Origin of the sequence: Streptomyces sporangiiformans (genome assembly GCF_005768555.2) — a bacterium.
Classification (GTDB): Bacteria; Actinomycetota; Actinomycetes; order Streptomycetales; family Streptomycetaceae; genus Streptomyces; species Streptomyces sporangiiformans.
This window is the reverse complement of record NZ_VCHX02000026.1, coordinates 24270-37260: the sequence shown is the minus strand read 5'-3', so window position 1 is coordinate 37260 and position 12991 is coordinate 24270. Positions and strand designations below refer to the sequence as shown.

General features: G+C 68.3%; 7 protein-coding genes. All 7 read left to right on the top strand.

Going from position 1 to position 12991, the window contains the following annotated elements; genetic code table 11:
- The first annotated feature begins 43 nt into the window (after positions 1–43).
- The 7 genes from FGD71_RS01155 (at position 44) to FGD71_RS01125 (ending at position 12940) form a co-directional block, all read left to right on the top strand.
- A complete protein-coding gene (locus FGD71_RS01155; protein WP_119098454.1) occupies positions 44–1363 on the top strand; it encodes an ABC transporter substrate-binding protein in 1320 nt (439 codons plus the stop codon).
- A 131-nt stretch (positions 1364–1494) separates the two neighbouring features.
- Entirely contained in the window at positions 1495–2493 is a 999-nt protein-coding gene (locus FGD71_RS01150; RefSeq protein ID WP_240436329.1) for a carbohydrate ABC transporter permease, read from the top strand.
- Between the two features lie 95 nt (positions 2494–2588).
- A complete protein-coding gene (locus FGD71_RS01145) occupies positions 2589–3413 on the top strand; it encodes a carbohydrate ABC transporter permease (RefSeq protein ID WP_119098452.1) in 825 nt (274 codons plus the stop codon).
- A gap of 14 nt (positions 3414–3427) precedes the next feature.
- Positions 3428–5452 (top strand): glycoside hydrolase family 127 protein, encoded by a 2025-nt coding sequence (locus tag FGD71_RS01140; RefSeq protein WP_119098473.1) that lies wholly within the window; start codon positions 3428–3430, stop codon positions 5450–5452.
- 2 nt (positions 5453–5454) lie between these two features.
- A complete protein-coding gene (locus tag FGD71_RS01135; protein WP_140935789.1) occupies positions 5455–9696 on the top strand; it encodes an Ig-like domain-containing protein in 4242 nt (1413 codons plus the stop codon).
- 65 nt (positions 9697–9761) lie between these two features.
- Entirely contained in the window at positions 9762–11960 is a 2199-nt protein-coding gene (locus tag FGD71_RS01130; RefSeq protein ID WP_119098450.1) for a glycoside hydrolase family 127 protein, read from the top strand.
- Between the two features lie 326 nt (positions 11961–12286).
- Positions 12287–12940, top strand: coding sequence for a DUF4360 domain-containing protein (locus tag FGD71_RS01125; RefSeq protein WP_119098449.1), 654 nt, complete (start codon positions 12287–12289; stop codon positions 12938–12940).
- The last annotated feature ends 51 nt before the right edge of the window (positions 12941–12991 follow it).

Here is a 12991-nt window from a genome sequence, read left to right as displayed (position 1 = left end):
ACCGGCCGATCTGCCGTCGGCCGCCATACAAGGGGGATCGACCATGGGGAGAACAGCCGGACCGCGTGGGAACGCCGCTCGTCTCGGCGTCGTCACGCTCGCACTGATCGCCGCGACGGGTCTGGCCACGGCCTGCGGGGCGGGAGACGACGGAGGCGGGGGCGGAGGCGGGGGCGGCGGTGCCGCGACCGCCGACGGGGTCGATGACGGGACCAAGCTGACGATGTGGACGCGCGCGGCCACCCGGCCGCAGAGCGAGGCCCTGGTGAAGGCCTACAACGCCAGTCACAAGAACCGGATCGAACTGACCGTCATCCCCACCGACGACTACCAGGCCAAGGTCGGTGCCGCCGCGGGTTCGCGCGACCTGCCGGACCTCTTCGCCTCGGACGTCGTGTTCGTACCCAACTACACGTCGAGCGGCCTCTTCGCCGACCTCACCGAACGCGTCGACGCCCTGCCCTTCGCCGATGACCTGGCCCAGTCGCACATCAAGGCCGGTACGCACGAGGGCAAGAAGTACGTCGTACCGCACACTCTCGATCTGTCGGTCCTCTTCTACAACAAGGAGCTCTACAAACGGGCGAAACTCGATCCGGAGAAGCCGCCGGCCACGCTCGGCGAGTGGGACGAACAGGCCCGTGCCGTCGACGCCCTCGGAGGAGGCGTCAACGGCACGTTCTTCGGCGGGAACTGCGGCGGCTGCGGAGTCTTCACCTGGTGGCCGTCGATCTGGGCGGCGGGAGAGGACGTCCTGAACAAGGACGGGACGAAGGCGGATCTCTCCTCCGACACCGCGAAGAAGGTCTACGAGACCTATCGCGGCTGGGTGAAGGACGACATCGTGGCCCCGGGTGCCCGTGAGGAGACGGGCACCACGTGGACCGGGGTCTTCCCGAAGGGAAAGACCGGCGTGATGCCCATGCCGTCGACCACTCTGGGTCTGATGCCCAAGGACCTCGACCTGGGTGTCGCCCCGATCCCCGGCCCCGACGGCGGCAAGTCGACCTTCGTGGGCGGCGACGCCATCGGTGTCTCGGCCACCAGTGAGTCGGCCGACCAGGCCTGGAACTTCCTCGCCTGGTCCCTGGGCGAGAAGGCCCAGGTCGATGTCGTCGCGGCACACAAGGATGTCGTGGCGCGCACCGACCTGGCGTCCAACAAGCACTCGGACGCCGATCCGCGACTCGTGACGATCAACGAACTCGTGGAGCACGGCCGCACCCCCTACGCGCTGAAGTTCGGCCAGACCTTCAACGACCCCAACGGCCCCTGGCTGACCCTGATGCGCAACGCCGTCTTCGACGACGGCTCGTCCCTCGACAAGGACAACGAGGCGGTCACGGCCTCGCTGGCGGATTGATCCGGGTTCGGATACGCGTGGCGGCCGCACGTGGACGACTGCAGGTGCGCCCCGTAAGGGGCGCGGGGAACTGCGCGACCAGCCACACCGGACCCCGCAGCCGAAGTAATGGGAGAGCCATGCAGCCACAGGTGTCAGACCGGACGGCGGCGGACGGACGCCGTACTTCCACCGACCGCACCAGTCGCACCTTACGAACCCGTCGCATTATCCGTACCCACCGCACCAGCCTTCCCGGTCCGGCCGGAGGCCCTTGGTGGAGGTCCCGCAAGGCGAAGGGCCTCGGCTACGCCGCCCCCACCGCCACGTTCGTCACGGTCTTCTTCGTGCTGCCGCTGCTGCTCGTCGGACAGATGTCGCTCAGCGACTGGCCGCTCCTGGCCGGGGATCGAGGCATCAACTCCCCCGAGAACTACACGGACATCACCGACAACACCCTGTTCTGGCCCGCGATCCGCTTCACCCTGCTCTACACCGTGATCGTCACCGTCGTCCTGCTGGGACTGGCGCTGCTGCTGGCCCTCCTGGTCCAGGAGTCCCGGCCGGGCGTCGGCTTCTTCCGTACGGTCTACTTCCTGCCCGGCGCCCTCGGCCTGGCCTCCGCGTCGCTGCTCTTCTGGGGCCTCTACAGCCCCACCACCGGCCCGCTCAGCGCCCTCCTCGAAGGGCTCGGCCTGGTCGACGACCCGGTCTCCTTCCTGGGCTCACCGACCTCGGCGCTGCTGTCGACGGTGTTCCTCATCGTCTGGAAGTTCGCCGGGTTCTACATGCTGATCCTGCTCGTCGGCCTCCAGCGCATACCGCACGAGGTGTACGAGGCGGCGCGGATGGACGGCGCGGACCGGTGGCAGATCTTCCGCCGCATCACCCTGCCGCTGCTGCGTCCCTCACTCGCGCTGACGCTGCTGCTGTGCGCGACCGGCTCGCTGCTCGCGTTCGACCAGTTCTTCATCCTCACCAAGGGCGGGCCGGACAACAGCACCGTCACCATCGTCCAGCTCATCTACCGCGAGGCGTTCCAGCGGCTCGACCTCGGCACCGCCGCGGCGCTCTCGATCATCGTGCTGGCCGTGCTGCTCCTGCTCAACGTCCTGCAGTTCCGCGGCCTGCGCCACGCGGACGAGTCGTGAGCAGAGCCGCGCGACAACCCACGAAAGAAGCCGCACGAGAACCCACGCGAGAAGCCGCACGACAACCCACGAGAGAAGCCACGCGAAAGGAGACCATGGGACTGAAACACGCCCTCGGCCGCACCCCCTACTACGTCCTCGCCGGCGGCCTGGCCGTCATCTTCCTCTTCCCCCTCGTGTGGAACGCCTGGGCCTCGGTCAGCGGACAGCCCGGCACCGCACAGGAGTCCGGCTACGGCTTCGGCAACTACCGCACGCTGCTCGACTACGACGCGGGCCTATGGCGCTACCTGCTCAACAGCACGATCGTCTCGGCGCTCACGGTCGCCCTCACACTCGGGGTGTCACTGCTCGGCGGCTACGCCTTCGCCCGCTTCGACTTCCCCGGCAAGAACCTGCTCTTCCTGCTGACGCTGGCCATCCTCATGGTCCCGTACGCCACCCTCCTCATCCCGCTCTACGTGCTGCTCGGCAGACTCCATCTGCAGAACTCGCTCATCGGGCTCAGCCTGGTGCTCGCCATGTTCCAACTGCCGTTCGCCACCTTCATGATGCGGATCTCCTTCGAGGCCGTGCCCCGCGAACTGGAGGAGTCCGCCCTCGTCGACGGCTGCGGAACATCGGGCGCGCTCCGGCGGATCCTGCTGCCCGCCGTCAAGCCGGGACTGATCACCGTGGGGCTCTTCGCCTTCCTCGCGGCATGGAACGACTTCATCGCCCCGCTGATCCTCATCTCGGACAGCGAGAAGGCACCGCTGCCGCTGGCCATCGCCAATCTGCGGCAGCAGAGCATGGGCGCCGTCGACTACGGCGCCACCGAGGCCGGTGTGGTCGTCCTGGCCTTCCCCTGTCTCCTGCTGTTCCTGCTCCTCCAACGGCACTACATGCGCGGCTTCATGTCCGGCGCGCTGAAAGGATGAAGGTGAGGGGCAACATGACACGGTCACCCATCGCGCCGGTGTCGCCGGGCCGGGGCCGGCTGCGACCGCTCGGCCTCGACGAAGTCAGGATCACCGGCGGATTCTGGGCCCGACGACAGCAGCTCAACGCCGAGGCCACACTGCACCACTGCCGGGAGTGGATGGAACGCGTCGGCTGGATCGGCAACTTCCGGACCGCCGTGCACGGCCGGATCGACCGCGACCGGCGCGGCCGGGAGTTCGCCGACTCCGATGTCTACAAGCTGCTCGAAGCGATGGCGTGGGAGACCGGGCGCCGCGCCGACCCCGTCCTGGACGCGGCGATCGCCGACCTCACCGAGGTCATCGCTCCGGCCCAGGAACCGGACGGCTATCTCAACACCGCCTACGGCCGCCCGGGACAGTCACCCCGGTACAGCGACCTGGAATGGGGTCACGAACTGTACTGCTACGGCCACCTCATCCAGGCGGGCGTGGCACAGAGCAGGGCACGCGGCGAGGGCGAGCTGGCCAAGATCGCGCGACGCGCAGCCGACCACGTCTGCGCCACCTTCGGCAGAGGCGGCATCGAACGGGTCTGCGGCCACCCGGTGATCGAGACGGCCCTGGTGGAACTGGCCCGGCTGACCGGCGAGCAGCGCTATCTCGACCAGGCCGCGCTCTTCGTCGCCCGGCGCGGCCACGGCACGCTCTCCGACATCGAGTTCGGCCGCGCGTACTACCAGGACGACCTGCCGGTCCGGGAAGCGAAGGTGCTGCGCGGCCATGCCGTTCGTGCCCTCTACCTCGCTGCCGGCGCCGTCGACGTGGCCGTGGAGACCGGCGACGAGGAGCTGCTCGCCGCGGTCGCACGGCAGTGGGAGGCGACGGTCGGGCGGCGCACGTATCTGACCGGCGGCATGGGTTCGCACCACCGGGACGAGTCCTTCGGCGACGACTTCGTCCTGCCGCCGGACCGTGCGTACTCCGAAACCTGCGCGGGCGTCGCCTCGGTGATGCTCAGTTGGCGGCTGCTCCTCGCCACCGGCGAGCCGCGCTTCGCCGACCTGGCCGAGCGCACCCTGTTCAACGTGGTCGCGGCCTCCCCGTCCGAGGACGGTCGGGCCTTCTTCTACGCCAACACCCTCCACCGGCGCCGCCGGGGCACCGCCCTGAGGACCGACACCGACAGCCCGCGCGCCGACTCCGGCCTGCGCGCCCCCTGGTTCGCGGTGTCCTGCTGCCCGACCAATGTGGCCCGGACCCTCGCCCAGCTGTCGGGGTACGTGGCCACGGCCGACGAGCACGGCGTCCAACTGCACCAGTACGCCGACGCGGAGATCGTCACCACGCTCGACGACGGCCGCGCCATCGGACTCCGCACCCGCACCGACTACCCGGCCGGCGGCGTGGTCACCGTCCGGATCACCCGGTCCCCGGACCGCCCCTGGATCCTGTCGTTACGGGTTCCCGAGTGGACGGCGGGTGCCACGGCGTGGCTGGTGGACCCCGACGGCGTACGCCGCCCGGCCGCCCCCGGTACGGCCGAGGTGACGCGGGTCTTCCGGGCGGGCGACGAAGTACGGCTGGAACTGCCCGTCTCCCCCCGCTGGATCCGTGCCGATCCGCGGATCGACGCGGTCCGCGGCACGTTGGCCGTACAGCGTGGACCGCTGGTGTACTGCGCGGAGTCCACGGATCTGCCCGGCGGACGGGACGTGGACGCGGTACGGGTGGATCCCCGCACGCCACCGCGGGACGGGCCGCCCCCCGGCCGCGCAGCCGAAGGCTCCGGCGGTCCGAGGGACGCCACGGTGGTGGTCACCGGTGAGCTGACCGAGGCGGACGAAGCGAGCGAACCGAACGAACAGCGGGCCACAGCGTGGCCGTACGAGCCACACAGCCACCCCTCCCCTCGTCCGGAGGGTCGTACGACCGCTGCCGGGCGTACGGAGGTCGTCCTCGTGCCCTACCACTCCTGGGCGAACCGCGGGCCTTCGACCATGCGGGTGTGGCTGCCCACGACGGAGCCCGACACCACCACCCCCACAGAGAGGTAGTCGTGCGCGAACCCCGAAGACAGCCCGGAGAACACATACCGTCAAGTCGGCGCGGACAGCGCGGCCGGGGCCTCCTCGCCGGAGCCCTGACTCTCGCCCTGGCCCTGCTCGCGACATCGGCGGTGACCGTCCCCGCCCACGCCGACAACGATGCCATCGGCTATCCGGTGTTCTCCGGAGCCGAGAAACCCGTCCCCGAGTTACCCGCGGGCTTCACCATCCACGAGACCATGCGCGCCCAGTACCAGGCCGATCTGAAGCGCGGCGACGGCACCGACTTCTGGATGGACCGGATGCTGGCCCGCGAGGGCAAGGACCCGGCGGGCACCTGGCTGTTCACCCGGGGCCGCGCCGTTTTCATGAAGGAACACAATCCCGAACGACTCGGTTTCGCGGGCAACGTCGCGTACTGGGAGAGCATCGACAACCGTTCCGCGTACACCGTCACCCTGGCGGCGGACGGCGAGAACATCGCGCTCCAGGAGAACGCGGACGCCAGGAAACAGACGCCGAGTTACTGGCAAAGCGCCTTCGCCCACCAGGCCACCGGTCTGAAACTGACCCAGACGAAATTCATCACCGACGCCAATGTCGCCGTGACGAATCTGGCGCTCACCAACGCCGGTTCACAGTCCCGCGCCTTCACCCTGCGCGCCACGTCCCCGTACACCTCCACCGCCGAGGGCAGTGAACTCAAGGGGACCGTCGCGGCGAAGAACAACCTCACCACGGTGTTCCCACGGCTCTCGGGCGACGGGATGAAACCCGAGGCAGAGGGCGGCGAGGACAAGGGCGGGGCACTGACGCGCTCGGTGACCGTGCCTGCCGGAGGCACTGTCACGCTCAAGGTGCAAATGGGCTTCGTCACCGAGGAGATCGCCGCCTCCAAGGCCGCGTACAACGCCGTTCGGGCCGCTCCCCCGAAGAACGCCTTCCGCGACCACGTCAGGGAATACAACCGCTGGTGGGCCGAGAACCTGCCGTACATGGACGTCCCGGACGACAACATCGAGAAGACGCTCTACTACCGCTGGTGGCTGCTGCGTTACAACTACCTCGACGCCGACATCCCGGGCAACGACTATCAGTTCCCCTCCTCCATGGAAGGCGTCCTCGGGTACAACAACGCGATCGCCCTGACCGTCGGCATGTTCGTCGACGACCTCAAATACCTGCGTGACCCGAGCTATTCGTACGGCCCCTGGGTGTCGGCGGGTGAGGTGTCGAAGAACAGCAAGTACACCGACAACCCGGGAGATCCCGAGAACTGGTCGAACAGCTACACCCAGTACATCTCGGAGGCCGCCTGGCGGTCGTACCAGCTGCACGGCGGGCCGGACGGCATCGTGCGCAACCTCGCGCGATACGCCGAGAAGGACGTCCGCGGCCAACTGTCCAACTACGACAAAGACGGCAACGGTCTGATCGAGTACGACTGGGGCGCAATGACCGGGAACGACGCCGACGCGGTGTCGTTCGACTGGAAGCCCGGAAATCTGGACCGAGCCGAATCAGCGTATGTGTACAGCAACGCTTCGGCGGCGGCCCGCGCCTACGACCTCCTCGGTGAGACCGAAAGAGCCGACGGTATGCGGCAGATCGCGGACCGGGTGAAGAACGCCGTCCTGAAGTATCTCTGGGACCCCGAGGACAAACTCCTCAAGCACCGGCACGTCGCTTCGAACTCCCTCGTCCCCTGGAAGGAGATCAACAACTACTATCCGTACAGCGTCGGGTTGATGCCGACCCCGGACAAGGACCCCCAGTATCTCGAAGCCCTGCGACTGTGGGCCGACGCGAAGCAGTATCCCGTCTTCCCGTTCTTCACCGCCAACCAGGCCGACAAGGCGGAGGCCGCGGAACAGGGACACCCGGGGAGCAACAACTTCTCGGTCATCAACTCGACCGTCACTTTCCGCTTCCTCTCCTCGGTCCTGCGGAAGTACCCGAACAAACACATCGACAGCACGTGGTACAAGAAGCTGCTCTCCTGGAACGCCTGGGCACACTATGTGGACGGCGACAACCGCTGGCCCGACCAGAACGAGTTCTGGGCGGACGGCAGCGCCGACCCGCAGAAGATCGGATACCGGTCCTGGATCCACCACACCATCCTCGGCACCACCAACTGGACCGTGATCGAGGACGCGATGGGATTCAGGCCGCGTTCGGACAAGAAGATCGAACTGTGGCCGATCGACATCGACTGGCCGCACTTCGCCGTGACGGACATCAACTACCGTGGCAGCGAGCTGGCCGTCCTCTGGGACGAACCGGGCGACGGGAAAAGGCCTTACGGGAAAGAGGTCCCCGAGGGCTATTCGGCATATCTCGACGGCAGACTCGCCTTCACGGTCGACTCCCTCACTCATCTCCTCTACGACCCCGCGACCGGAAAGGTGACCTTCCCCGGCGGCGGTGACGCCAAGGTGCGCAGCAGCAACAAGGCCCGCCTCCAGGCGCCCCAGGACGTCGAATACGGCGCGAAGGAAAGAGTCACCGATCTCTTCGCCAAGGCCGGGCGGGACCTGAGCGGCCCCGCGAAGAACGCGGAGAATCTCGCATCCAGCGCATCAGGGGCGACCGCACGAGCTTCGTACGAGGCCGAAGGGCACGGAGTATCCGGTGCCGTCGACGGCTTCACCATCAACGAACCCTTCTGGGGTGCGCGAGGCTCCGGGAAGGAGGAGGACTGGTACGAGGTCGATTTCGGCGCACCAAGGAAGGTCGACGACGTCAAACTCTACTTCTACAGCGACAAAAAGCCGGGCGGGTACTCCGAACCTGCCATGTACACCGTGCAGTTCTGGAACGGCACAGAATGGAAGGACGTGCCCAAACCGGCCAAGTCACCGATTTACCCGAGAGCCAACCGCAACGACGTCCGCTTCCCATCGGTGACGACGGACAAGCTGCGCGTACTGCTCAGGCACCGGGACGGTCACAGCAGCGGCCTGAAGGAGATCCAGGCGTTCGGCACCGGCGCGCCGGCCCCCGAGTCCGAGAACCGGGCCCCGTATGTCGAAGCATGGCAGGACACCTCGTACCACCGGCCCGGCCAGGTCCGGCTGACCGGCATCGTCGAGGACGACGGACTTCCCGAACGGAAACTCTCCTCCGTGTGGAAGACGGTGGACGGCCCGGAGGACGGCACGGTCATCCTCGACAAACCGGGGTCCCCGACGACCGTCGCCCGGTTCACCAGATCCGGCACCTACACCCTCGAACTGACCGCCACGGACGGTGTGAAGCAGACGGCCAAGACAGTCATCGTGAAGGCGGAGGGACTGTCCGGCGGCGCGCGGGCCAATGTGGCTCCGGCCGCGACGCCCACGGCCTCCTACACCTCCGGCTGGGAGTCGGTCGCGGCGATCAACGACGGCAAGGAGCCGGCCTCGTCCTCGGACACACCGCGCTGGGGAACCTGGCCGCAGGAGGGCACCCAGTGGGTGCGGTACACCTGGGACGATCCCGTACGCGTCGACGGCTCGGACATGTACTTCTTCCGTGACGCACAGCCCGGAGCGGAGGACGGCGTCGGTGTCCCGGCCTCCTGGGTGATCGAGTACCTGGACGGCGAGGAGTGGCGCGAGGTCCGGCAGCCCAGCGGCTACGGCACCGCCGAGAACAGCTACAACCGGACCACCTTCACCCCGGTGACGACGACGAGCCTGCGGGCCCGGCTGACCGGACACCCCGGGCTCTCCCTCGGCGTACAGGAATGGAAGGTGTACGCCGAAACCCCGGAGTCCGTCCGCGAAGTGCACGTCCCGACTCCGCGGGGGAAGATCCCCGATCTGCCGGACGAGATCACGATGGTCTACTCCGACGGCTCCACGGCCCGTTCGCCGGTCGCCTGGCCCGCCCTGACGGAGGACCAGGTCGCGGAGGGCGGCACGAGCGTACGGATCACCGGCCTGGCGGACCGGTCCGCGCAGCCGGTCACGGCGACGGTCTGGGTACGGCTCACCGAAGCGGTCGAGATCACCAGCATCGCGGGCGAGCGGGTGACGACCCGGCCCGGCGTGCCACCCGGGCTGCCGGCGGCCGTCGTCGCGACGTACAACGACGGCTCGAAGGACAGCCGCGTCCGCGTCACCTGGGATCCGGTGAAGCCGGAGCAGTACGCCGAGCCGGGGACCTTCGAGGTCGGAGGGACGGTGGAGGGCACCGACCGCCGTGCCACGGCCACGGTCACCGTCACGGCGCCGACGGCCTCGACGGGTCGGGCGTCGCCTTCGTGAGGGCCACCGCCCAGTGCGTATTCCTTGCATCGACGCATCGACGCATCGACGATCGGAGAGCGAGCATGTCCGAACTCCCCTCACGGCGCCGTCTGTTGAGGCTCACCGCCGCGGCGGCCGTGATTCCGCTGCCCCAACAGTTCGCGTCCCCGTCCGCCCCCAACTCCGGCGCGGCGCCCGCCGCGTACACGGCGGGCCCTACGGGCTCCACAGGCGCTGCGGGCACCGCGGGCGCCGCCGGCTCCGCGCTGCCCGTCCCGTCATCCTGGGCCGTACGCCCGTTCCCGCTGGACGCGGTGCGGCTGGGCGACGGTGTCTTCCGCGGCAAGCGCGACCTGATGCTCGAGTACGCCCGGGCGTATCCGGCGGACCGGATCCTCGCCGTCTTCCGGGCCAACGCCGGGCTCGACACGCGCGGCGCCCGGCCGCCCGGCGGCTGGGAGACCTCCGACGGCAACCTCCGCGGCCACTACGGGGGCCACTTCCTCACCCTGATCGCCCAGGCGTACGCCGACACGCGCGAGGCCGAACTCAAGGCCAAGCTGGACTACTTGGTCACGGCACTCGGCCAGTGCCAGGAGGCACTGGCGGAGAACGGCTCGCCGCGGCCCAGCCACCCCGGCTACCTGGCCGCGTACCCGGAGACACAGTTCATCCTGCTGGAGAGCTACACGACGTACCCGACGATCTGGGCGCCGTACTACACCTGCCACAAGATCATGAGAGGTCTCCTGGACGCCCACACTCTGGCCGGCAACGCACAGGCTCTGGAGATCGCCTCGAAGATGGGCGACTGGGTGCACAGCAGACTCGGCCGTCTTCCGAAGGCACAGCTGGAGCGGATGTGGTCGATCTACATCGCCGGTGAGTACGGCGGGATGAACGAGGTGATGGCGGACCTGTACGCCCTCACCGGCCGCGAGGAGCATCTCGCCGCGGCCCGTTGCTTCGACAACACGGCGCTGCTGAAGGCGTGTTCACAGGACCGGGACATCCTGGAGGGCAAACACGCCAACCAGCACATCCCGCAGTTCTCCGGCTACCTGCGGCTGTTCGACCACACCGGGGAGGACGCCTACGCCGCCGCGGCCCGCAACTTCTGGGGGATGGTCGTCGGCCCCCGGACCTACAGCCTGGGCGGCACCGGTCAGGGCGAGATGTTCCGCGCCAGGGGCGCGATCGCGGCCACCCTGGACGACAAGAACGCCGAGACCTGCGCGACGTACAACATGCTCAAGCTGAGCCGGTATCTGTTCTTCCACGACCAGGACCCCGCGTACATGGACTACTACGAGCGGGCCCTGACCAACCAGATCCTCGCCTCCCGCCGGGACGTCGGCAGCACCGGCAGCCCCGAGGTCACGTACTTCGTCGGAATGGGACCGGGAGTACGACGCGACTACGGCAACACCGGAACCTGCTGCGGCGGCACCGGGATGGAGAACCACACCAAGTACCAGGACTCGGTCTACTTCCGCTCCGCCGACGGGAAGTCGCTGTACGTCAACCTCTATCTCGCCTCCACCCTGGAGTGGCCGGAGAAGGGCTTCGTCATCTCGCAGCGGAGCGCTTTCCCGGACGAGGGGGCGAGCACGCTCACGGTGATGGAGGGAAGCGGCCGACTCGACCTCAAGCTGCGCGTACCGGCCTGGGCCACCCGGGGCTTCACGGTCACTGTCAACGGGGTCCGGCAGCCCGGCCGCGCGGTGCCGGGCAGCTACCTCACGGTGAGCCGGAGTTGGTCGCGCGGAGACCGTGTCCGGGTGTCTGCCCCCTTCAGCCTGCGCATCGAGAAGGCCCCCGACGACCCGACCGCACAGTCCCTGTTCTACGGTCCGGTCCTCCTCGTGGCACGGAGCACGGAGCCGACGTTCCGCTCCTTCTCCTTCTACAAGGACTTCACGCTCCGCGGCGACCTGGCGGACGCGGTCCGGCCTGAGGGCAGACCGATGCACTTCACCACCCACGGCCTGGTCCTCGCGCCGTTCCACATCGGCGACGACAGCGACTACCACGCGTACTTCAAGCGGTCGGAACCCGTCATCGTGTTCGGCGCGGCCGACTCGGGCGTTCCCAATCGCGACCGCGGCGACGGCACGACCTTCCTCGATCTGGTCTGGAACCAGGCGCCGTTCGGGACGTCCGGCAGGTTCGTACGTGCGGTACGCGCAGGGGCCGGCGACTGGCTGTCCGAGCGCCTGCTCACCAGGAGTGAACGCGACCGGGTGGTGGCCGCGGCGACCCGCGCCGGCCTGGAGTCCTGAGCCGCCGGGCGAGCCGAACGAACGCGCCGGGGGGCATTTCGGCCTGCCCTCCGGCGCGAATGGCTGGAGATCGCCCTAGTACGCCGACGCGCGGGTCCATACGATGCGCGATGACTCGAAGCCTTCACGATTCCTTCACAAGGCCTAGAGCGAGCTTCACATTTGGCATGCCCATGTCTATGCGAGCCCGCATGCGCATGCCTGCTCAATCCAACGCACCTGGTCAGCGACGGTCTCCATGCAGACGGAGATCGCACCCCCCAACCCCGGCGGCGCAGGCACCTGCCCGCACCGCCCGGATCACCGAAGCTCCGGATTGGAGAAACATGGCTGGTGGACTGCTCATGAGCGGCGCGGCCGCCGCGGCACTGTTCGCCTCCGCGATCCCCGCGCAGGCTTCACCCTCCGTGATCATGGACCCGCCCCCGGACAAGATCGTGATCGAGGTCGCCACGGTCAACGGATCGGGCTGTCCCCAGGGAACGGCCGCCATCGCCGTCTCGCCGGACAACACGGCCTTCACGGTGACGTACAGCGACTACCTCGCCCAGGTGGGCGGCGGGGCCAGCCCCACCGCGTTCCGCAAGAACTGCCAGCTCAACCTCAACGTCCACGTACCGGGGGGCTTCACCTACGCGATCGCGAGCGTCGACTACCGGGGCTTCGCCTCACTCCAGCCGGGCGCGAACAGCACCCAGAAGGCCTCGTACTACTTCCAGGGGTCGTCGAACACGCACTCCAGAACCCATCCGTTCAGGGGCCCGTACAACGACAACTGGCAGGCAACCGACAGCACCGACTGGGCACAGCTGGTCTGGGCGCCCTGCGGAGTGCAGCGGAACTTCAACATCAACACGGAACTCCGCGTCAACGCGGGAACCTCCGCGCCCGGCAGCACCAGCTTCATGACCATGGACTCCACCGACGGCGACATCAGCACCATCTACCACCTGGCCTGGAAGGAGTGCCCCCGTAAGTGACCCGGGGGATGCGGCTCCCCCGACCGCGCCACCCGGTGCCGTCCGGGGAGC